The organism is Acinetobacter sp. AYS6 (genome assembly GCF_025630795.1).
Classification (GTDB): domain Bacteria; phylum Pseudomonadota; class Gammaproteobacteria; order Pseudomonadales; family Moraxellaceae; genus Acinetobacter.
Genome location: NZ_JAOTNV010000008.1, coordinates 130,840 through 154,984 on the forward strand (window position 1 = coordinate 130,840; position 24,145 = coordinate 154,984).

General features: G+C 40.1%; 18 protein-coding genes. 8 read left to right on the forward strand and 10 right to left on the reverse strand.

What is annotated here, in order from left to right; genetic code table 11:
- Positions 1-36: 36 nt before the first annotated feature.
- Positions 37-879, forward strand: a complete 843-nt coding sequence (locus OD757_RS13400) for a class I SAM-dependent methyltransferase (protein ID WP_263032182.1) — start codon at positions 37-39, stop codon at positions 877-879.
- A 55-nt stretch (positions 880-934) separates the two neighbouring features.
- On the opposite strand, the gene OD757_RS13405 is transcribed toward OD757_RS13400, so the two are convergent.
- Positions 935-2,248 (reverse strand): alpha/beta fold hydrolase, encoded by a 1,314-nt coding sequence (locus OD757_RS13405; RefSeq protein ID WP_263032183.1) that lies wholly within the window; start codon positions 2,246-2,248, stop codon positions 935-937.
- Between the two features lie 299 nt (positions 2,249-2,547).
- Between OD757_RS13405 and OD757_RS13410 the strand changes: the two genes are divergently transcribed.
- The gene (locus OD757_RS13410) at positions 2,548-3,813 is read left to right on the forward strand and encodes a glutamate-5-semialdehyde dehydrogenase (protein WP_263032184.1); all 1,266 of its coding nucleotides are present in this window, start codon (positions 2,548-2,550) and stop codon (positions 3,811-3,813) included.
- Between the two features lie 115 nt (positions 3,814-3,928).
- On the opposite strand, the gene OD757_RS13415 is transcribed toward OD757_RS13410, so the two are convergent.
- The 5 genes from OD757_RS13415 to edd all read right to left on the reverse strand — a co-directional run bounded on the left by OD757_RS13415 (position 3,929) and on the right by edd (position 10,303).
- Entirely contained in the window at positions 3,929-5,557 is a 1,629-nt protein-coding gene (locus OD757_RS13415) for an NADP-dependent glyceraldehyde-3-phosphate dehydrogenase (RefSeq protein ID WP_263032185.1), read from the reverse strand.
- A gap of 168 nt (positions 5,558-5,725) precedes the next feature.
- Entirely contained in the window at positions 5,726-6,238 is a 513-nt protein-coding gene (locus OD757_RS13420) for a gluconokinase (protein WP_009390752.1), read from the reverse strand.
- A 17-nt stretch (positions 6,239-6,255) separates the two neighbouring features.
- Entirely contained in the window at positions 6,256-7,614 is a 1,359-nt protein-coding gene (locus OD757_RS13425) for a GntP family permease (protein WP_009390711.1), read from the reverse strand.
- Positions 7,615-7,799: 185 nt separating this feature from the next.
- Positions 7,800-8,429, reverse strand: a complete 630-nt coding sequence (gene eda / locus OD757_RS13430; protein ID WP_009390833.1) for a bifunctional 4-hydroxy-2-oxoglutarate aldolase/2-dehydro-3-deoxy-phosphogluconate aldolase — start codon at positions 8,427-8,429, stop codon at positions 7,800-7,802.
- 20 nt (positions 8,430-8,449) lie between these two features.
- On the reverse strand, positions 8,450-10,303 hold the full coding sequence (gene edd / locus OD757_RS13435) for a phosphogluconate dehydratase (protein ID WP_263032186.1): 1,854 nt from the start codon (positions 10,301-10,303) through the stop codon (positions 8,450-8,452).
- Between the two features lie 662 nt (positions 10,304-10,965).
- Here edd and OD757_RS13440 point away from each other — a divergent pair.
- The 5 genes from OD757_RS13440 (at position 10,966) to OD757_RS13460 (ending at position 16,905) form a co-directional block, all read left to right on the forward strand.
- A complete protein-coding gene (locus OD757_RS13440) occupies positions 10,966-11,085 on the forward strand; it encodes a hypothetical protein (RefSeq protein WP_263032187.1) in 120 nt (39 codons plus the stop codon).
- The gene (locus tag OD757_RS13445; protein ID WP_263032188.1) at positions 11,067-12,269 is read left to right on the forward strand and encodes an acetate/propionate family kinase; all 1,203 of its coding nucleotides are present in this window, start codon (positions 11,067-11,069) and stop codon (positions 12,267-12,269) included. The genes OD757_RS13440 and OD757_RS13445 overlap by 19 nt, the downstream gene beginning before the upstream one ends.
- Before the next feature lie 41 nt (positions 12,270-12,310).
- Entirely contained in the window at positions 12,311-14,455 is a 2,145-nt protein-coding gene (gene pta / locus OD757_RS13450; protein ID WP_263032189.1) for a phosphate acetyltransferase, read from the forward strand.
- Positions 14,456-14,682: 227 nt separating this feature from the next.
- A complete protein-coding gene (locus OD757_RS13455) occupies positions 14,683-16,209 on the forward strand; it encodes a fumarate hydratase (RefSeq protein ID WP_005302199.1) in 1,527 nt (508 codons plus the stop codon).
- 141 nt (positions 16,210-16,350) lie between these two features.
- Positions 16,351-16,905, forward strand: a complete 555-nt coding sequence (locus tag OD757_RS13460; RefSeq protein WP_263032190.1) for a DUF2059 domain-containing protein — start codon at positions 16,351-16,353, stop codon at positions 16,903-16,905.
- A gap of 24 nt (positions 16,906-16,929) precedes the next feature.
- Here the strand turns inward: OD757_RS13460 and OD757_RS13465 are convergent, their stop codons facing one another.
- The 4 genes from OD757_RS13465 to tig form a co-directional block, all read right to left on the reverse strand.
- Entirely contained in the window at positions 16,930-17,646 is a 717-nt protein-coding gene (locus OD757_RS13465; RefSeq protein ID WP_263032191.1) for a DUF2846 domain-containing protein, read from the reverse strand.
- Between the two features lie 152 nt (positions 17,647-17,798).
- Positions 17,799-19,112, reverse strand: a complete 1,314-nt coding sequence (gene clpX, locus OD757_RS13470) for an ATP-dependent Clp protease ATP-binding subunit ClpX (protein WP_005302193.1) — start codon at positions 19,110-19,112, stop codon at positions 17,799-17,801.
- 105 nt (positions 19,113-19,217) lie between these two features.
- Positions 19,218-19,823, reverse strand: a complete 606-nt coding sequence (gene clpP, locus OD757_RS13475; protein ID WP_003654845.1) for an ATP-dependent Clp endopeptidase proteolytic subunit ClpP — start codon at positions 19,821-19,823, stop codon at positions 19,218-19,220.
- Between the two features lie 193 nt (positions 19,824-20,016).
- Positions 20,017-21,351 carry a trigger factor gene (gene tig / locus OD757_RS13480; RefSeq protein WP_009390782.1) on the reverse strand — a complete coding sequence of 445 codons (1,335 nt, stop codon included), beginning with the start codon at positions 21,349-21,351 and terminating at the stop codon, positions 20,017-20,019.
- Positions 21,352-21,765: 414 nt separating this feature from the next.
- On the opposite strand from tig, the gene OD757_RS13485 reads away from it, so the two are divergent.
- Positions 21,766-24,054: a TonB-dependent receptor gene (locus OD757_RS13485; RefSeq protein WP_263032192.1), complete on the forward strand. Its 2,289-nt coding sequence runs from the start codon at positions 21,766-21,768 to the stop codon at positions 24,052-24,054.
- Positions 24,055-24,145: the final 91 nt, after the last annotated feature.

Consider the following 24,145-nt stretch of genomic DNA (forward strand, 5'->3'; position numbering starts at 1 on the left):
AGATCATACAAAAACAATAAATCGAGTTCAGGACGAATGACACAACAACTTTCAAAACACCGCCACATCTCTTTTACAGCCCACTATACGGGCTATATCTGGTATCAAATGGGGATTTCTCATGAAGCACTTGCGACAACTAAAGGCAAATCACTGGCATATTTGGTTCATCCGATAGAATCTTGGGCTGAGAAATATGTGGGTGGTAGCATGCGCACGACGCTCAAACAACGTCACACCATGCTTGATCACCATTTAGAACAACTCATTCAAGAAAATCCTGATTTACAAGTTCTAGAAATAGCATGTGGCCTGTCTCCACGTGGCTGGTGGTTTAGACAGCATTACCCTTCAATTACCTATCGGGAGCTTGATTTACCCGATATGGCACAAACCAAACAAAATGCGTTACAGCAAATTGAAAAAAATGCACCTGAAGTTTTATCAGTTGATTTATTTACAGAAGCTTTTTCACAAGCATTTGAAGTATTTGACCCGAACCGCCCACTGGTTGTAATTAGTGAAGGTTTAATTAATTATTTTGATAAAGATTTATTAAAACAGCTGATTCAATCGATTGCTCACTATGGCGCTTCTTTTAAAAATTTTCATTATTTAACTGACCTCTACCCTGAACCAGTTAAAAACAAACTTGCCGGCATCATCTGGAATAGCAGTAAATTATTGAAATTAATGTCTCGAAGCTCGTTTAGTTTTCACTTCAAAAGCCCCAAAGAAGTTGAAGACTTTTTTAAAGATACAGAGTTCGATCAAGTTAGCGTGGAACAACCACAAATTTTCTTTGGACAAGCTTCTCAAGATAGTCATGAGCAGCATTTAGGTGACTTGGTCTGGACCATTCACGCGCAAATAAAATAACCAATATAAAAAATGGAAGCTCGAAATAAACGAGCTTCCATCTATAACTATACTATTAAACTGCTTGTTTTTGACGAGCAATAAAACGGCTTAAACGATCAGCAAGTTCAAAACTACCATGTTTAAATAGAGCTCGAATACCTTGAACTGTACTCTCAAAAATTAAGCATTCAATTGCAAAAGTGCCTTCTTCATCTTCTAAATGCAGTGCCAAGTCACGCGGATGTTCATTCACAAACTCAAGCTGCGAAACATTATCCATTTTTAAATACATACCAAAGAATGTGACATCAACAATCTTTACAGGCACCTGTACATCAAACTCTCGATGAGTAAGTTGAGTTTTTGGCCGCAAAACCCGAACTCGCTCTTCCCCTCGGCGTTCCATGTTTTGCATTTGTTCACGTGTCATAGGAATAATGCCATCCAAATTCTGGATAGATTCACCTTTTAAAAATGAAGTGAACAAACTCATGGTTTCTTTACGACGCTGCAACTGAGGTACATGGTCCGCATTTGCAATAAGAGCAAATTCCATATCTGGGCACTGCAAAGCAAAGTTCGCATTTTCATGAGGTAGAGTAAAACTATCGTACTGCCCTGCTGCAACTAACGTTTTACACTCTGGAATGGGTACATCTGTTAAACGTAAAAGACGATTACAGTTAATTTCATAACGTTCTCGCTCAGTACCCGTAAACTCAGCCATTTGCCTAAAAAATAATTTTTTGGCTGTTGGTGACATACGGGTTTTATCTAATTTTGCATGATTAACTAAATATAAAATTACAGCTTGCCCAAACTCTTCCATGCGGTTTTCTTGCATGAGCTTGAGCGACTCTTCCAAAATCATTCGCCAACTTTTTCGGGTCTTTTGCATGACACCCATCAAAATCATGCGGTCCATTAATTCTGGACGATGATAAGCAAAGCAAGATGCGATTACTGACCCCAAAGACATTCCCATTACAGAAACTTTTTGTAGTCCAACAATATCTAACCAGCGCCCCAACATTTTAGATAAATCAGGTAGCTCTAAAATACCCGCAGATACGCCCGTATCCCGATTAGTAATTTGCTGATTTGCGCCCATAGAAGGTAAATCAATTAAAATGACCGGCCCACTTTCAAACAATTGTTCAACACAATATTTATAAGAATTAAAATTCTGGAAAGCACCACCCACAATCACAATTGGCGTATTGTGAATCGTTTTTGGGTCGGCAATTGCCATATATTCAATTTTCCAGCCGTCAATCCATGTAGTACGAGCAGGTTGTTTAAAACTATCTCTATGGTAGATATCGAAAAAGCCAAAACCGGCATAAGCTTGGTTGATCTCCGAATCCATTTGAATAATGGAATTCATATCCTTGCTTCCTCCTTGCTGTAATTTTTTTATGCTGCAAGAGTTCCTTCTTGAACACGTAATCTTTTATGCACAAAACTTTAAAATTTGTATTAGTTTGTATTGCACAATAACATTCTAAACAATTGTGTGAAATATACGCAATCGCTCAAATGACCGCTCATCTTGTTTAAGTCGCTAATAGTTTGCAAAATATTTAAATGTTTTTTTATAGCGGTCACATTTTTGATAAAAAGCCATTCATTGTTCCGCATTTGACTGCTACTATCTTACTCATTGGTAAATGATTAAAAAATGCTATGCAAGACTCAATTGAACAATATATGCAACAAGTTGGGCATCAAGCACGTCAGGCCTCTCGCGTCCTTACAAGTGCTTCGACCTCACTAAAAAATCATGCGCTCTCTGCTATTTATACTGCTTTAGAAAATAATCAGGCAGAAATTTTAGCAGCGAATCAAATCGACATGGATAAAGGTCGTAGCAATCAGCTCGACAGCGCATTGCTTGATCGTCTTGAACTTACGCCCGCACGTTTTAAAGGAATGTTGCAAGGTCTAAAAGATGTGATCGCGCTTGTTGATCCAATTGGGGAAATTACTGATCTTGCATACCGCCCCACCGGCATTCAAATTGGAAAAATGCGTGTACCTCTAGGTGTTGTTGGGATGATTTACGAATCACGTCCAAACGTAACACTTGAAGCTGCATCTTTAGCGATTAAATCTGGTAATGCTATTATTTTGCGTGGCGGTTCAGAAGCATTAGAGTCAAATAAAGCAATTGCTGAAGCAATTAAGCATGGCTTAAAAGTTGCTGGCTTACCTGAACATTCAGTGCAAGTTATTGAGACTTCTGACCGTGCAGCTGTTGGTCATCTTATTACTATGGCTGAATATGTAGATGTCATTGTTCCACGTGGTGGTAAGAGCTTAATTGAGCGCGTCACCAATGAAGCACGTATCCCGGTCATTAAGCATCTTGATGGTAACTGCCACGTGTTTGTTGAGGCGCAGGCAGACTTACAAAAAGCTTTACCAATTACTTTAAATGCCAAAACACATCGTTATGGCGTTTGTAATGCGATGGAAACTCTGCTCGTTGATGAAAAAATTGCAGATGTTTTCTTACCACGCATTGCTGAACTATATGCTGAAAAACAAGTCGAGTTACGTGGCTGTCCAGAAACACGTCGTATTTTGGGTGCTTCTGTAAAACCTGCGACAGAAGAAGACTGGTATACCGAATATTTAGGACCAATTCTTGCTGTTAAAGTTGTTAGCGGGATTGATGAAGCAATTGACCATATCAACAAATATGGTTCACATCACACCGATGCAATCGTGACTGAAAACTACACTTTGGCACGTCAATTCTTGGCCCGCGTAGATTCAAGCTCAGTTGTGATTAATGCATCAACTCGTTTTGCTGACGGTTTTGAATATGGCTTAGGTGCAGAAATTGGTATCTCTACAGATAAAATTCATGCACGCGGTCCTGTTGGTTTAGAAGGTTTAACTTCTCAAAAATGGATTGTGTTGGGAGACGGTCAAATTCGTCAATAATCAATCTATTTTTAATAAAAAACGCCTGACTAATATCAGGCGTTTTTTATTATTCAAGTTATAAGTAATTATAAAAAAACCAGCCCGTAGGCTGGTTTTTTTATTCATATATTTATTAGAAAATAAAGTCGGTATTCACAAATTTAGAATAGTGCTCAGACACCATAGAGGCCAACATGCCTTTGCTATCATCTGTCTGTTTAGCAGCAATCATTGAACGGATCGAGAATGCACGAAGTGCATCATGCACAGACAGTGTACCTTCCGCAGAATCTTTACGACCACCGAACGGGAATACATCAGGGCCACGCTGACATTGACAATTGATATTCACACGACAAACCTGATGGACCAACGGATCAACTAAATGACCAATTTGCTCAGGGTCGCTACCAAAAATACTCACCTGCTGCCCATGATCAGAAGTAGTGACATATTCCAACACAGTTTCGATGTCATCATAAACAGAGACTGGTATCACAGGACCGAACTGTTCTTCGCGATACAGCCTCATACCTTCAGTCACTGGATAAACTACAGCTGGATAGAACATCGTTTTGCAGAATTCACCGCCTCCCGGATTAACTACTTTTGCCCCCTTAGCCACAGCATCTTCAATGACTTCAGTCATGTAGGTCGTACGGTGCATACCTGGTAACGGAGTAATAAACACACCTTTTTCCCAAGGCATCCCCACTTTAAGTTTGGCCAGTTCAGCCGTTAAGCGGTTAACAAATTCATCAGCTATTGAGCGATGTACCATCAACATTTTGAGTGCGGTACAACGCTGACCATTAAACGATAATGCACCCAACAGACACTCTTTCACTGTTAGATCCAAATCGGCATCCGGCAAAATAATAGCTGCATTCTTCGCATCCAACCCCAAAATTGCACGCAGACGGTGAGATTTAGGATGTTGCTTCTTCAAGTGATCAGCTACTTTACTAGAACCAATCAGTGCCAGTACATTAATTTGCCCAGATGCCAGTAAATGAGGTACTACCAGAGAGCCTGGCGCATAAATGGTATTGATCACACCTTTTGGAAATGAATCACGGAACGCTTCTAGTAACGGTTCAAACAACAAGGTCCCAAATTGAGGTGGTTTAAAAATGATGGTATTACCCATTAGCATGGCTGGGATCAGAGTCGCAAAGGTTTCATTCAGTGGGTAGTTGTATGGTCCCATACACAACACGACACCTAGTGGAGTACGACGGATTTGACCAATCGTACCTTCAGCAATTACAAAGCGGGAGTTGGCATTATCCAAATCCTTCAGGGCATCAATCGTTTGACGCATGTAGGTAATCGTACGGTCAAATTCTTTCTCTGAATCCGCCAAGCTTTTACCAATTTCCCACATGATCAACTTAATAATTAGATCTCGCTGCTCCACCATGCGCTGAATAAAATTTTGCATACAGGCAATGCGCTCACCAACCTTCATCATTGGCCATTCGCCACGACCATTATTGTAAGCCCTTACCGCTGCTTCTAGTGCTTCATCGCTTTCTTTTTCACCCATGACTGGATAACTACCAAGCTCAACTTGCTGTAGGCTACCGTCAGGCTGCTGAATCCAGATTGGAGATAATGTTTTCTTGGTTGCACCAGCCCATAGCTTTAATTCACCATCCACTAGTGAGACACGCTGATGAATTTGGGAGGGCAGACACACACTTTCAGGAATACTGTCCACTACTGGGAATTTAAGTTGTAGATTATTTAACTGATTCATTCTTCTTAATACCTTATTATTCGTATGTCTTTTATATATTCCCCGAACTCGCCACTGTAATCAGGTTTTATTCGGGTCAATATCACTATTATTATCCGTACTCACCTTGCTTGAACCGTAAACCACAAGGTGAATATCTTAAAGCGTTGATAACCTTTCTAGATGAATTTACCCCCGACACACGCTATCAGTCACCCCTAGCTTCTGGATAACTTGTTCAATGATCTGTTCTGGTGTGAGAGCAATATCAATAGCAATTGCTTCATTCACATCAGGTTCCTCTAATGTGTCTAACTGTGTTTGTAGCAACGCTGGGTCAAAAAAATGACCTGATCTTTCTGCAAGTCGTTGCTGTAATAACTCATAAGAACCTTTTAAGTAGACAAACTTAACATTCTGGTCCTGCCCTCTTAAAATATCGCGATACATCCGCTTTAAAGATGAGCATGTAAATACAGCTGTTTCACCATCTCTCTGTTTAGTTTCAATGACCTGACGAATTGCTTGTAACCATGGCAAGCGGTCTTCATCAGTTAAGGGTATGCCTTGACTCATCTTACTTTTATTTGCAGCTGAATGAAGCGTATCGCCATCAAGAAACTCACAAGCCAAACGCTCTGATAACAATTCACCAATTAGGGTTTTACCTGTTCCACAGACACCCATTGCAATCACAATCATGGATTACTCACCTTTAATTATAAAATAGTGCTAAGCAGTAGCGTGAAAGATAAACCCAACACCGAAATGATCGTTTCCAATACTGACCAAGTCTTGAGTGTCTGCCCCACGGTCATACCAAAATATTCTTTGATTAACCAGAATCCTGCGTCATTTACATGTGAGAAAACTAATGAACCTGAACCTGTGGCAAGTACCAAAAGTTCTGGTCTAACCGCAACACCTGCCGTGGCTGCAATTGGAGCAACAATGCCACAAGCAGTAGCCATAGCGACCGTAGCCGATCCTGTCGCCAAACGAATCAATGCTGCAACAAACCAACCCAATAATAACGGCGACAAATTTGCCTTTAAGGCTGTAGAGACGATTTCATTAGAAATACCACTGTCACGTAAAATGCCGCCAAAGCCACCGCCAGCCCCTACAATCAACATGATTCCGGCAATAGAAGCTAAACATCCGCCACAGAACTTTTCAATCTGTTCACGATTAAAGCCCTGCATTGTACCAAAGGTAATAAAGCTAACCAGTACGGCAATGAGCAATGCAATATCAGAAGTACCAATGAAACGTAGTAAATCGTTAGCGAAAGTTTTTGGTGCAAAGAATAGATCAGCCCAACTTCCAATCAACATTAATACGACAGGCAACATAATCGTAAATAAGGTAATTCCAAAGCTTGGTAGCTCACGGGTTTCTTTCTTATCTGCCTCAACAAATTGCTTAAACAATGGATTGTTCTCAGGCAATTTGACATATTTATTGATCCAAAGTGCATACAATGGCCCTGCCACAATGGCAGTTGGAATACCCACCAACAAACTGTAAGCAATCGTTTTACCGATATCAGCGTGATAGGCCTGTACCGCAAGTAATGCTGCCGGATGTGGGGGAATTAAGCCATGCACAACCGACAAACCAGCAACCATCGGTAAGCCAACAACTAGTAAGGACTTGCCTGTACGTTTGGCAATATTGAATGCAATTGGAATAAGAAGTACAAAACCTACTTCGAAAAATACGGGAAGACCAACAATAAGGGCAATAAACATCATGGCCCAGTGAATATTTTTCTCACCAAACCACTTAATTAAAGTAATTGCTATTCGCTCTGCGCCACCCGACTCAGCCATCATTTTGCCGAGCATCGTTCCTAGTGCGATTACAATCGCAAGGTGGCCTAGGGTTTTACCAGTACCAGCTTCATATGACTTAACAATATCGCCCATTGGCATGCCAACAGCTAAAGCTAAACCAAGTGAAACAATAATAAGAACCAGAAATGGATAAATTCTAAACTTCGCGATCATGACCACTAAAGCAATAATCGCGATTACAGTGTAGATCAGTAACATGCCACCCTGAACCGTCTCCATGGGACACTTCTCCTTGGAATAATTATTTAGACACACTGCCTAAACAAAGGTCTTCAACCACAGTAATTCCTACTGTTAAGACACTAAATTTTTATATTTAGGTGTGACCAGCACAAACTGGTCACATCAATACAGCCTTTAAAGCACATAAAATGCACTTCATTTTTTATAAATATCGACTACATCTATAGTGCTCTCAACTGACTCGCAATTTGTGCCAAGCGAGTAATTTCCGCCCAGTCTTGTGCAGCTACAGTAGCTTTAGGTGTTAACCATGAACCACCCACACAAACTACATTAGGTTGCTTTAAGAAATCCGGTGCTGACTCTGCAGTAATTCCACCAGTCGGACAAAACCGTAAGTTTGGAAATGGACCATAAAATGCTTTTAGCATCTCAACGCCACCCGCCTGTTGAGCTGGGAAGAACTTCACAATGTCATAACCCAATTCAATTGCCTGAATCAGGTCACTTGGTGTCATCACACCAGGCAATAAAGGCAAGCCTGCATCTTGTGCAGCCAAATGCAAATCTTTAGTTAAACCAGGCGATACACCAAATTGAGCACCTGCCTTTTTAGCTTGAGCACAATGTTCTGGTTTGGTAATCGTACCTACACCGACCACAATGTCATCTGCCAACTGGCTTGCACGCTCAATAGCAGCAAGACCAGCGGCAGTACGTAACGTAATCTCAAGGACTTTTACACCACCTGCATGTAAAGCACGTGATACATCCTCACCTTGTTCAGCAGAATCAAATGCCAATACGGGAATGACTGGACCTAATTTGACGATATCTTCAATTTTAATCATTATTTTTCAGTTCCTTTGATTCAAATCTGCTCTGGTGAATTTTCACCAACCAATGCACCAAATACAGATGCCCCATGTTCAGCTGGCGCAGCAGCAGCACGGAACACACCAAATAATTCACGGCCAAAGCCAACTTCGTTTTCTGCCTGATGTTCTGGCTGTGCAACAGGACGCGACTGCCAAGTCTGTTCATCTATCTCAACATCAAGCACGCCTGCCTCAGCATCAATAACCAACATATCGCCTGTTTGAACTTTAGCAATCGGCCCATTTAATAATGCTTCTGGAGATAAATGAATCACCGCAGGAACTTTGCCTGAAGCGCCAGACATACGACCATCAGTCACTAAAGCAACGTGGAAACCTTGATCTTGTAAAACACCTAACACAGGCGTCAAACGATGCAATTCAGGCATACCATTCGCACGAGCACCTTGGAAACGAACAACTGCAATAAAGTCTCGGTGTAATTCACCACGATCAAACGCAGCTTGCACTGCTTCTTGAGAATCAAACACAATTGCCGGAGCTTTAACTTTACGATGCTCTGGCGCAACAGCAGAAATCTTGATTACGCCACGGCCAAGGCGACCTTGCATTAAGCGTAAGCCACCATCTGGTTGAAATGGCGCATCAATGCTACGTAAAACTTTGTCGTCAAGGCTTTGAACCACACCATCAACCCAAGTGAGCTTGCCATCAATCAGTTTTGGTTCTTTGGTGTAATGCTGCAAACCTTTACCAGCCACCGTCGTTACATCGTTATGCAATAAGCCAGCTTCAAGTAAGTTACGAATGAGGAAAGCAACACCACCCGCAGCTTGGAAATGGTTTACATCGGCCTTACCATTTGGATAGATTTTTGCAAGCAAAGGAACAACAGCAGATAAATCATCGAAGTCATCCCAGTCAATCAAGATGCCAGCTGCACGAGCAATCGCAATCAGATGCAAAGTATGATTCGTTGAACCACCTGTAGCGAGTAATGCCACGATGCCATTGATAATGGCTTTTTCATCAACGACATGACCAATCGGCGTATAGTTTCCACGCTCAACTGTTAAATCAAGTACACGAATTGCAGCTTCTGCGGTAAGCGCATCACGTAATGGTGTATGAGGATGAACAAATGCAGCACTTGGCAAATGCAAGCCCATGACTTCCATCAGCATCTGGTTACTGTTGGCTGTACCGTAAAAAGTACAAGTCCCTTGTCCGTGATAAGCAGCTGACTCAGCTTCGAGTAAAGCATCTCGGCCAACCTGACCCGTTGCAAATTGCTGACGAATTTTAGCTTTCTCATCGTTAGATAGCCCACTAGTCATTGGGCCAGCTGGCACAAAAATAGTAGGTAAATAACCGAACTGCAAAGCACCAATCAGCAAGCCCGGCACAATCTTGTCACAGACACCCAAACACAAAGCTGCGTCAAACATATTATGAGACAATGCAATCGCTGTGCTCATCGCAATCGTTTCACGAGAGAACAATGACAGTTCCATACCCGCATTACCTTGGGTAATACCGTCGCACATTGCTGGGACACCGCCAGCAAACTGTGCCACCCCGCCATTTTCACGAGCAGCTGTTTTAATTAAATCTGGAAATGTTTTATAGGGTGCGTGTGCCGAAAGCATTTCGTTATATGAAGATACGATGCCAATATTGGGCTCACGCCCTACTTTAATAATTAATTTTTCATTATCTTCCATGCTGGCAAAACCATGAGCCAGATTGGCACATGAAAGCGCTCCCCGAGCAGGAAATTTGCCTTGTGCATGTTCAATACGTTGTAAATATGCAGAACGAGTTTTTTGACTACGTGCGATGACACGTTCGGTAACTTTTGCCAATATAGGGTTCGGCAAGTCCATGCTGGACGCTCCTGTACAACCGGATAAGCCGGAAAATAAAAAAATAGACCAAATGATATATTTGACGATCATTTAGAAAAGGGATGAACAATATTATTAAGGCAAAAAGCGACATGCAAGCCCTTATCAGCGCAGTGTTAACCTCTTAAGCATGAGTATTAAAGACAAATAATGTTTAAGTTATAAGCAAGAGACTAGTTTTATTTTAGACTATATTCACAACTCAATTAAGCATCAGTAAATATGATAAAATTCCCATAATATCAAAGTAATAATAACTATTTTATAAATGCATAAATATCTATTTAATCGCGCTCATTCTTATATTAAAAATGTTTATAATTTATTCTTTTTAACCTACATATTACCTATTAAATCTTAATTTAACTTACGTATATTATTTGTAATATACCGCTCAAGTTTGATTAAAATAACAGCACATATTTTTCCTAAAAAAATTTATACCAAATATTTGAAAATTACATTAAATAGAAATTTAATTTTTATAAATATATACAAAAAACTGTTTAATTCTTCTACAAAAAAACCATGAATACAGTGGTTAAGCTTTATACTGGACAAATATTAGTTAGAAATAATTTAATGGTCGATAGTGCTTAAGTCTAATGGGCTAAAGTCTATCTTGGACAGAAAAACAACACATGCTAAAACATGACAACCCGTTCAATCTGTATCGAAAAATAATACATCTTGAACAGGAAGTTAGGAAAACTATTTTAAATCAGGACTTGGGTATTTCAACGTGGCTATATCAGTATTAGTTATCAATTGCGGCTCTTCATCTATTAAATACGCGCTGGTTTCAGAGCGTCGTGAAGACCGCATTTACGGTTTAGCAGAAAACTTGGGGGCAGCTGATGCTCGTATTAAGGGAGTTACAGTTGGTGGTGAACCACTTGAACTTTCAATTCCTTATGCTGACCATGCCAAAGCTTTAGAAACTTTACTTGCACGTCTTGCTAACTACAAACCGCAAGCAATCGGACATCGTGTTGTACACGGTGGAAGTTTAACCAAAGCAGAATTACTCACTCCTGAAATTATTGAACGTATTCGTGCAGCAACGCCTTTGGCTCCGCTTCATAACCCAGCACATTTAATTGGTATTGACGCAACCGTACGTCTATTTCCTGAATTACCTCAAGTTGCCGTATTTGACACTGCATTCCATCAAACCATGCCACCGCATGCATACCGTTATGCAATTCCTAAGTTTTTATATACTGACCACAACGTCCGCCGTTATGGTTTCCATGGTACAAGCCATGCTTATGTGTCTGACAAAGCAAGTGAGCTTGCAGGCAATCTGAAAAAAGGTGGATGGTTAACAGCGCATCTAGGAAACGGCAGCTCAACTTGCGCAGTGTGGAATGGACAAAGTGTTGACACATCTATGGGCCTTACTCCACTTGAAGGCGTAGTGATGGGAACACGTAGTGGTGATGTCGACCCAAGCTTACATAGCTTTCTTGCGAAAAATCTCGGTTGGGATTTAGCAAAAATTGATAAAGTTTTAAATAACGAAAGTGGCTTACTAGGTTTATCTCAACTGTCTAATGACATGCGTACAGTGATTGAAGCTGCTGAAACTGGCAATGAAGATGCTTGTCTTGCTATTGAAGTGTTTAGCTATCGCCTAGCAAAATCACTTGCTGCACTAAGCTGTGGCTTACCAACTTTAGACGGTTTAATTTTCACAGGTGGTATTGGCGAAAACTCAGCTTATATTCGTGAAAAAACCTTAGCTTATTTACCTCATTTTGGTTTGCAGCTTGATAAAGATCAAAACAACAACCTAAAACGTGGCACTGAAGGCCGAATCGACAATGGAACAGGACCACAAATTTGGGTCATTCCAACAGATGAAGAAGGTCGTATTGCCAAAGAAACTCGTCAAGTTGTTGAAGCGGCAGAAAATACAGCATCTGTAGCAAGCCTTGCTTAATTAGAGCTCAGCGAAAACTCGATATTTATTTATAGGATTATATGAATACAATTTTATTGATTCCTACAGGCGAAGGGGTTGGCTTAACCTCTGCCTGTTTAGGCATGATTTACGCACTTGATTGCAACGGGATTAAAGCTGGCTTTTTAAAACCATTTTCTCAAGAAGACCAAGAGCATCTTGACCGAACCACTTCATTATTTGGTCATTTATTTCAAAGTAAAACTGTTCAATCTATTTCGCATGAAAAATTAACTCAGCTTATTGCCGCTGGGGAAGTAGATGAATTACTTGAAGAAGCTGTCAGCCTCCACCGTAGCGTTGCAGCAGACCACGATGTCATTATTGTGGAAGGCTTATTACCTAACGGACAAGACCACTTCGCCAGTGAGCTCAACGCAAGTCTTGCACAAGCGCTTGATGCAGAAGTCGTGTTGGTCAGTACAGCAGATATTCAAAACCCGAAAAAAGCCGCAGAAAAAGTAGATGCTCATTTACGCCAGTTCGGTGGAGCAGCGTCAAATCGTACTGCTGGTGTACTCTTTATGCGTACCCGTGGATTAACTGAAGAAACAGCACAAATTCCTGTTGCGTTTGATCCATCGTTACGACCGACTGAAGACATCGCAAAATTTACGACCGAACTGCAAAAATATAATCGTTATTTTGGCTCTAGCGATTTACCAATCATTGGACTGGTTCCATTTAGTAACACGCTAAGCGTACCAAGAACTCTCGATATTGCAAATGTCATTGATGGGCAATGGGTACATCAAGGTGAAGCGAAAACCCGTCGTATTTTGCATTCGAGTTTAATTGCTTCAAGCATTGAATATGAACTGAATAAGTTCATTGCAGGCGAATTGATTATTAGTGCATCTGAGCGTACCGATGTTTTACTCGCAAGTAGTTTAGCAACTAGTAATGGTATTCCTTTGGCTGGTTTGGTGCTTACAGAACGAGAAGCACCAGCACCTGAGCTTTTAGAGTTTTGTCAAAGTGCGATTAAACAAGGATTGCCGATTTTACATACCCGTTTAAATACACTCGAAACCGCTCAGCGTTTATCTAATTTTGGTAATGAAATTCCAACAGACGATACTGAACGTGCTGAGCAAGTGACCCGATTTGTTTCAAGTCATATTGATGTTGAATGGCTTAAACAGCACAGCAACAATGCAGCTATCCCTCGCCTGTCGCCATCGGCTTTCCGTCACGAACTGGTGCAAAAATCGATTGCAGCGAAAAAACGAATTGTTCTACCCGAAGGTGATGAACCGCGCACCATTCAAGCTGCGGCAATTTGTCAGGCACGTGGTATTGCTGACTGTATTTTGCTGGCTAAACCAGATGTAGTACAAGACGTTGCAAAAGCACGTGGTATTGAATTACCTGCTGAATTGGCAATTGTTGACCCTGATAGTATTCGTGATCAATACGTTGCACCAATGGTTGAGCTACGTAAAGGTAAACTCAACGAGCTTCAAGCGAAAGAACAGCTTCAAGATACCGTAGTGCTTGGCACCATGATGTTAGCTTTAGATCAAGTCGACGGTTTAGTTTCAGGTGCGGTACACACTACGGCAAATACAGTTCGCCCAGCATTTCAGCTCATCAAAACAGCCCCTGATTATTCACTAGTTTCATCAATCTTCTTTATGCTTTTACCAGATGAAGTCTATGTCTACGGTGACTGTGCAATTAACCCAGACCCGACAGCAGAGCAACTTGCTGAAATTGCAATTCAGTCGGCTGATTCGGCTAAAGCATTTGGAATTGACCCACGTATTGCCATGATCAGTTACTCAACTGGCACTTCTGGAACAGGTGCTGATGTTGAAAAAGTACAACAAGCAACTCAAATTGCTCAGCAACGTCGTCCTGATTTACTGATTGATGGTCCACTTCAATACGATGCAGCTTCAGTTGAAAGTGTGGGACGTCAAAAGGCACCAGACTCACGCGTTGCTGGCCGTGCAAATGTATTTATTTTCCCAGATTTAAATACGGGTAATACCACTTACAAAGCAGTACAGCGTGCTGCAAATGTTGTGAGCGTTGGACCAATGCTGCAAGGCCTAAACAAGCCTGTTAATGACTTGTCTCGTGGAGCATTGGTAGATGACATCGTCTTTACCATTGCATTAACCGCAATTCAGGCAGAACAGCAAGCCGCTGCCAAATAATTAATAAATTCACCTTTACTACCTCTCGCCATTTGATGTCCGCTCAAATGGCTTTTTTTATTTTAGTCATTTAAAAATAAATAATTTTCCGATTTCTGGCATTTAAATCACTTCAATATCTTCTTATGCGACTTTCGGTCAAAAGATCAACCAATCTCCCACAACACTGTCTTTTTATCATATAATTTAGCCCGCTAGCTAACAGCCCGCTCAAGAGATTTTCTGGTATGACAACGATTATCAAACAAGATGACTTGATTACATCGATCAAGGACGCCCTACAGTTTATTTCGTACTATCACCCGCAAGACTTTATCCAAGCGATGAGCCGTGCTTATGATCGCGAAGAAAACAAAGCCGCAAAGGATGCAATTGCACAGATTCTAATTAACTCTCGCATGTGTGCGGAAGGTCATCGTCCAATTTGCCAAGACACTGGTATTGTTAACGTTTTCCTTGAAGTGGGCTTAGATGTTAAATTTGATTTAACAATGAGCTTAGACGATGCGGTAAACGAAGGTGTTCGCCAAGGTTACCTTGAAAACAGCAACGTTCTTCGTGCATCTGTACTTGCTGACCCAGCATTTGGTCGCAAAAATACAAAAGATAATACCCCTGCTGTAATTCACTACAAACTCGTTCCGGGTAACAAAGTAGATATTACTGTTGCTGCTAAAGGTGGCGGTTCAGAAAACAAATCGAAACTTGCAATGCTTAACCCATCTGACTCGATTGTTGACTGGGTACTTAAAACTGTTCCAACTATGGGTGCAGGCTGGTGTCCTCCAGGTATGCTCGGTATTGGTATTGGTGGTACTGCTGAAAAAGCCATGATGCTTGCTAAAGAAGCACTCATGGAAGAAATCAACATGGACGAATTACTTCGCCGTGGACCAGAGAACAAAATCGAAGAACTTCGTATCGAAATCTTTGAAAAAGTAAACGCACTTGGTATTGGTGCTCAAGGTCTTGGTGGTTTAACGACTGTTCTTGATATTAAAATCAAAGATTACCCATGTCATGCTGCTGGTAAACCAGTTGGTATGATTCCTAACTGTGCTGCTACTCGTCATGCTCACTTCCAGCTTGATGGTACAGGTGTAGCTCATATTCAAGCACCAAAACTTGAAGACTACCCTTCAGTAACTTGGGACTCTTCACAATCTAAGCGTGTAAACCTTGATACCATTACTCAAGCAGAAATGGATTCTTGGAAACCGGGTGATACATTACTTCTTAGCGGAACAATGTACACAGGTCGTGATGCTGCACACAAACGTATGGTTGAAATGATCGATAACGGTGAAGAATTACCAGTTGATCTTAAAGGTAAATTTATTTACTACGTTGGTCCAGTTGATCCAGTGGGTGATGAAGTCGTTGGTCCTGCTGGTCCTACAACTGCAACACGTATGGATAAATTCACACGTAAAGTATTAGAACATACTGGTTTATTCGGTATGATTGGTAAAGCTGATCGTGGCCCTACAGCAATTGAAGCGATCAAAGACAACAAAGCAACTTACTTAATGGCAGTTGGTGGTGCGGCTTACCTCGTATCTAAAGCTGTTCGCGAAGCTGAAGTGGTTGCGTTTGCAGACTTAGGTATGGAAGCAATCTACAAATTCGTAGTTGAAGATATGCCTGTTTCTGTTGCAGTTGATGTAAACGGTACTTCAATTCACGCAGTAGCTCCAAAAATCTGGCAAGCGAAAATTGGTAAAATTCCAGTAGTCGATGCAGCAGCTGGCTAATCAAGAAAAGCACCGAATTCGGTGCTTTTTTTTGCATTCTTTTTTTATTTTAAAATCTGAAAAGAATTGTAACAATTACTTCTTCAATCTGTGCTATTAATAAATGCACTCTCTCGCCATATATTGAATATAGGTCATTTCATGACTATTCGCCCTATTCTTAAAAATCTCTCAATCAGCCTCTGCCTAAGCTGTATTACCACAAGCTTATTTGCCTCTCCTGCCAAATTAAGTTCAGTTAAAGAACTCATGCAAATGAGCCAAATTGATTACCTACTTAAAGAATCAATTAATGAATTAACGCCTTACTATGATCAACAGGCAGAACAAATCGTTACTAATATTACGGGTATCAAAACTTTAGGCCCCAAAGAAAAAGAGGCCGCGAAGAAGTTAGGTTCTCTTTTAAAAGATTCGAGCAATCAGCTCATTAGCAATCCAAAAACTGCCCAAGCCTTACAGGATATTTACTTAAAGACATATTCTGAAGAAGAAATTCAGGCAAATTTGAAATTTTTAAAAACCCCAGAAGGCCAATCAATTACACGTAAAAACGTACAGATTATGGGCCAAATTTCAGAATATATGATGGAGTTGGGACAGCAGACCTTTAATGACCCTAAAGCACGAGATCATATGCAAGAAGAGATGCTTAAAATTATTGCCCCACTCATGAAAGATAAAGAAAAGACTTAACTTTTCTTTATCTTTTGGAAAGGTTTACCAAGTTAAAGGATTCCATAATTTAAATGGTTTAATCAGATGTACATCTGATTTTTCATCATATTTGGCTGGTTTTAATTCTTGTGGCTTATGTCGAATCTTACCCGACGCATCTTCAGCGACAAAATTGTAGCTAGAAGATTTAAGCTCGGTAAATGCTATCTCTCTACGACCAATATTATCCTGCATTAACATAAATGGGCCAGTGTGTTCACCACGGTCCATTTTGTTCTCTTCATCATATTTCAAATAATAAGAGGTGCCCGCCTCAACAGTAATATCAATATATTTCGGCTCTTGAAAATGAATACCAAGTAGAGGGCGACTCGCAGAAAGTCGATAAGTTCCTGCCGGCAATTCAATCCAGTAATAATGATTATGTAATAGACTCGGAATGCGTTTGCCATTCACAAAGAGATTTATCGCTGCAATTTCCTGACGGTTCCATTTCGTGTCTGGTCGATAAAGATAAACTACAGCAGCTTGTTGATTTTGTGGTTTGACTGGAGCAAAAGTCTGACCCAATTTTTGATTAACCCAACCACCTACAGCAAAACCGCCTACATGATATTGATCAAATAAGCCTGGTTCTTTTTCAACATCAACTTTGGGTAAGGTTGCAGTCAATTCACCCGAATTTTTTTCTAAATGAGATGAACTTTGACAGCCCACAAACAGTCCGGCACAGCACAAAGATACGATTAAATAACGCATGGCATCCCTCAAAGCGTTTTGTTTTTGATTTATTTTTTACAACGCAAAACTATGCGTATTTTGTATTTTTAAGATTAACACCGCGCACATAAATTGAAAACAAAAAAAGCATGAATCACCAGAGCGATTCATGCTTTTTAGATGAATGAAATCTATGCAGACTTCGAATCAATAACTTTTAAATCTGCCTTAGCAACACTTTCATGCGTTGCAGCTTCTTTAGGTTGACGCTCTGCTTTATAAACAGGTTCTGCTTCACCATTAATGACTGCTTCATTAATAATGACTGTCCCAACGTCAGTACGACTTGGTAAATCGTACATGGTTTCAAGCAGTACGTTCTCCATAATAGAACGTAGACCACGTGCACCCGTATTACGCTCAAGTGCCTTTTTAGCGATAGCACGTAATGCAGAATCTTCAAAGATCAGATCAACATTTTCCATGGTGAAAAGATATTGATACTGGCGAGTTAATGCATTTTTTGGCTCAGTCAAAATTTGCATTAATGCTTCTTCATCCAACTCTTCAAGTGTAGCAATCACTGGTAAACGACCAATGAATTCTGGAATTAAACCAAATTTCACTAAGTCAGTTGGCTCAACCTGACGGAACAATTCAGCAAGCTTTTTGGTTTCATCTTTGTTTTTAACGTCAGCTGTAAAACCAATACCGCCTTTTTCTTGACGCTGCTGTACAATTTTTTCCAAACCAGAAAAGGCACCACCACAAATAAACAAGATATTCGAAGTGTCAATTTGGATAAACTCTTGTTGCGGATGCTTACGTCCACCTTGCGGAGGAATAGAAGCCACTGTACCTTCAATCATTTTTAACAATGCTTGTTGTACACCTTCACCAGAAACATCACGCGTAATTGACGGGTTTTCAGATTTACGAGTAATCTTGTCAATCTCGTCAATATAGATAATGCCCTTCTGAGCTTTCTCTACATCATAGTCTGCTTTTTGCAAAAGCTTTTGTACAATATTTTCAACATCTTCGCCGACATAACCAGCTTCGGTTAATGTCGTTGCATCTGCCATTGCAAATGGAACGTCTAAAAGGCGAGCCAATGTTTGCGCAAGTAAAGTTTTACCCGAACCTGTAGGTCCAATTAATAGAATATTACTTTTAGCAATTTCTACTTCTTTTGACACATGGCCATTATGACCAACTTTTAGGCGTTTATAATGGTTATAAACCGCAACAGATAATGTCTTTTTGGCAAGATCTTGACCAATTACATATTGATCAAGCGCAGCACGTATTTCATGTGGTTTTGGCAATGCCTTACTCGCCCAGTCCCCTGCTTCAACCTGTTGGCTGGTTTGTACAAGGTCTAAGCAGACATCCACACACTCATTACAAATATATGCGTCCTCACCTGCAATCAGTTTCCCGACTTCAGACTGCGTTTTACCGCAAAATGAACAATGTTTTTGTCCTTGAGGATGTTCGGACATATTCACTCCACAAATAGAATCTTAAATATTAGGGCAAGATGCACTGCATAAATAACTAAATGGAGATCTTTTTCAACATCTCAAGTTATTTATATAAGAAGGTCCTTATGGACGCTTACTTAGCACCTGATCAACCAAACCATATTCTTTAGCAGACTGTGCTGTCATAAAGTTATCACGGTCAGTATCACGAGCAACGGTTTCGTAGTCTTGACCACTATGCTCTGCCATTAAGCGGTTTAAACGTTCTTTAATAAATAGAATTTCACGCGCATGAATTTCAATATCAGATGCTTGACCGCGGAAACCACCTAATGGTTGGTGAATCATGACACGGGCATTTTCTAGACAATAGCGTTTGCCTTTAGCACCAGCATTTAACAAGAATGCACCCATTGAAGCAGCTTGACCCATACAATATGTCACGACATCAGGTTTAATAAACTGCATTGTGTCATAAATAGCCATGCCTGCTGTCACAGATCCACCTGGAGAGTTGATATAAAGGTGGATATCTTTATCAGGATTTTCAGCTTCTAAAAACAACATTTGGGCAACAATTAGGTTTGCCATGTTGTCTTCAACTTCACCTGTTAAAAAAATGACGCGCTCACGTAAAAGTCGTGAATAAATATCAAAAGAACGTTCGCCGCGAGAAGATTGTTCAACCACAACAGGAACTAAAGCATTTTCAATTGTTGGAACATACATACGTTATTTATTCCTAAATTTTTTGTGACTTAACCTATGGCAACAATATGCGGGATAATTTCTCAAATTGCAAAAGGTTCGCACTGAAATATTATATTATTTATACCTAAGTACTTAATGTCGCACTCAAATTAACCACATATTGAAAAACAAAAAAGGCGCCTAAAGCGCCTTTTTCTGACCTCTTAAAAGATTAGCCCATACGGCGAGCTTGTTGTTCTTTTAATAAATCATCATAAGATACAGCTTTGTCAGTCACTTTAGCAGCAGCTAAGATGTGATCAACAACTTGATCTTCTAATACAACTGCTTCGATTTGAGCACGTTGTTGAGCATCATTTTTGAAGTATTCAATCACTTCAGTTGGATCTTCGTAAGAAGAAGCCATATCGTCGATGTAAGCATCAACGCGAGCTTGGTCAACTTCAAGTTTAGCGTCAGCTAAAACTTTGCTTACCAATACGCCAAGCTTAACAGAACGTTCTGCTTGCTCTTTGAACAATTCATCAGGAAGCATGCTCTTGTCAAAAGATTGAGCGCCTGCACCACCGAACTGTTGAGTGAACTGTTGAACCATTTGTTGACGTTGACGGTCAATTTCTTGAGCAACCATTGCAGTTGGAACTTCAACTTCGTTCGCAGCAACAAGTGCATCAAAAGCAGCTTGTTTAACTTGGTTACGTAAACCATTGCGAACTTCACGTTCCATATTTTTGCGAACGTCAGCTTTTAACTTCTCAACGCCTTCTTCTTCAGTTACACCGAAGATTTTCAAGAATTCAGCATCAATTTCTGGAAGTTTTGATTTTTCAACTTGCTTTACAGTGATTTTGAACTGAGCTGCTTTACCAGCCAAGTTTTCAGCTTGGTAGTCTTCAGGGAAAGTAACATCAATTACTTTCTCTTCGCCAGCTTTCATGCCAATGATGCCATCTTCAAAGCCAGGAATCATACGACCTGAACCTAATACGAGTTTAAAGTCTTCAGCAGAACCGCCTTCAAACTTTTCACCATCGATAGTGCCTTCAAAGTCAAAAGTCACTTGCATGTCTTTTTTCGCCATACCCTTGGTAACAGCCCAAGTTTGACGTTGTTTTTGCAAGTTTTCGATCATAGCGTCAACGTCAGCATCTTTAATTTCAGCTGTTTTACGTTCAACTTCTAAACCGTCGAATGCTTGTACGGTAACTTCTGGATAAACTTCTACAGTCGCTTCAAAAACTAAAGCATCTTCTTTATGTTCAACTTTATCAATGTTCGGCATACCTACCGCATTGATTTTCTCTTGTTGAATTGCTTCAAAAACGCTATCACGAATGATGTCATTTACAACTTCTTGATAAATGCCCGCACCGTATTCGCGGCGAACAACGTTTTCAGGCACTTTACCTGGACGGAAGCCGTTGATCTTCACAGTTTTGGCAGTGCGTTTCAAACGAGCTTCAAATTGCTCGTTAATACGGCTCGTCGGTACAGAAACATTTAAACGACGGGCAACGCCCGAAACCGCTTCAGTCGTTACTTGCATGGCTTCCTCGATAAAAATTAGTGAGTAGGAACAGTTTTTTTAAAAGTGCTGTATTATATGACAACTTTCGAGATATACAAAATTAACCGACCACTTCATTTAAGTTAAGGTCATTATTCTCGTAAATTTCACAGTAATTTTATGATTCTTTAAATATTTTTCATAACACCTTAAGTAAAACTAATTTTTTAGTTATTCTTCATAAATCTAAAATTACAATCAAAATCAAAATTTAATCGCTTTTACAAACAATCACCAAGAATCAGTAGATTAGCTACATAAAAGTACAATCCCCTATTTAATCATTCACTTTATCTTCACAATTCAATTGGCAAATCCAATTAACACAAACTGTACATATAAATAAGAATTATTATTATTCGCATAACCTTTTAGTTTTAGAGTCCTGACGTCATGTCTTTGATTAGAACACGTAAAAAAATTGTTTCTTCTGCGATAGCTTCATCACTATCAATGATCGCAACAACAGCCATGGCACAAGAAGCAATTTCACAATTACCAACGATTCATACTCAAGCGACTCAAGAAGAATCTTTAAAAGTAGATCAATCAGCAAATTCTAAATTCGTAGCTCCACTCAAAGACACACCAAAATCAGTCTCGATTCTTTCTCAAAAGTTAATTAAAGATACAAACTCTAATACTCTACTCGAAGCTTTACGCTACGAACCAGGGATTACATTAGGTGCAGGTGAAGGCGGTACCCCGTTTACAGATATGCCTTACATTCGTGGTTATAGCGGCCAATCTTCTATTTATGTTGATGGTGTTCGCAATACAACTTCACAAAGCCGCGACATGTTTGCCATCGAACAAGTTGAAGTCATTAAAGGCTCTTCTTCTGCGCTTGGTGGTGGTGGTAGCGTGGGTGGAAGTATTAACTTAATCCCTAAAGTAGCTCATGAAGGTGACGTTTACCAAGGCAGTGTCCAAGGTGGTACTGACAACTATCGTCATATCCAACTCGATGCTAACAAAGACTTTGGTAATGGCATTGCCGGTCGTGTAGTTATCATGGGCCATGAAAATGAAAAGGCTGGTCAGAGCAACGGTGCTGAATATGCTCGTGCTGGTATTGCATCAAGTCTGGCATTTGGCCTAGATACAGCAACTCGCGGAACACTGAGCTACTACTATTTACGTAGTAATGATGAACCTGATGCAGGTATTCCTTTTAACAATGCAAATCCAACGACTCCTCCTGCTGGAGTTACTGTAACTCCTGGTAATGGTAAGCCTGTTGATGTAAAAGCGGGTACCTACTATGGCTGGAAAGCACGTGATTTTGATAAACGTGAAAACCATATTGGTACGTTTAAATTAGAACATGATTTTAATGAAAACCTTACCTTGTCAAATGTAGCGACTTACAACAAATCTAAATCTGATTATGTTTACACCAATGCTGATGACTCTAAGGGTAATATTTACAGAGGCACAATCGCTCGTCGTGCTTTAAGTCGTATTTTGGATAGTGATGCTTATAGCGATCAACTTTCTTTGAGAGGTAAATTTAATACTGGTACATTAAAACATTCTTTTAATGTCGGTACTGAATGGAGCTTCCAAGAAACTGATCAAGGAGTACATACATTTACTAATGCTGCAGGTGAAACCACCTCAACCATTTTAGACAGCAACATTCAAAACTGTACTTCAGCCGCTGCTGTAGCAAATGGCTGGTGTACGAGTTTAAATAATCCAGGAAATGGTGCATTCTATGACACACGTGGAGCTATTACAGCACAATCAACCACTCGTAGTCATAATGTAGGCGTCTATGCTTTAGATAGTATTGAATTTAATCCACAATGGTTACTTAATGTAGGTGTTCGTTGGGATAAGTTTGAAACTGAGAAAAAATATAATAAGGACGTAGGTGGACGTACACCTCATAAAGCTGGCGATAAACTTGAAAGTGATACAGATTACTTCTCTTACCAAGCTGGTTTAGTTTTTAAACCAACAGAAGATGGTAGTATTTATTTAAGCTATGCTACGTCAGCAAACCCAGTAGGTGTGCTTGCTGAAGGTGATACAGGTTCAGATTCTATTAGCGACTCAGGTACTGCAAGCGCGAGCGCAAACGATCTAAAACCAGAAGAAGCGCGCACTTTTGAATTAGGAACTAAATGGGACCTATTTAATAACCGTGCTAATTTAACAGCAGCAGTTTTCCGTACTGAAAAGCAAAATACACGTATCCAAATCGACCCTAACACGACTGCCAATGCAGGTAAAAGTAAAGTTGATGGATTTGAAATTAGCTTGAACGGAAAGATTACTGACAAGTGGGATGTATCTACAGGCTATAGCTATTTAGATAGCGAAATCACTGAGGCTGCATACAATGCCGTTGCTCAGGAAGGTAAACCTCTTCCATTCGTAGCTAAAAATAGCGCGACTTTATGGTCAACATATAAAGTTATGCCTCAATTGACTTTAGGTGCAGGTGTTGAATACCGCGATCAAGTTTTTGTGAATACAACTGCTCCAAAATACTTACCAACCTATACTATTTATAATGCGATGGCTAAATACGATGTTAACAAGAACGTAAATTTACAGCTTAATATCAATAATATTTCTGATAAGCGTTATTTCACTAGTGCACATGCAGCTCACTACGCGTTTGAAGGTAATGGCCGTAATGCTGTCTTAGCAATTAACTTTAAGTATTAAGGTTAAATTCCATAATACTTTTATGGAATTAATTAAAGTTCATATAAAATAGCCTCGTGACGAGGCTATTTTTACAAATGAAGTATTTATT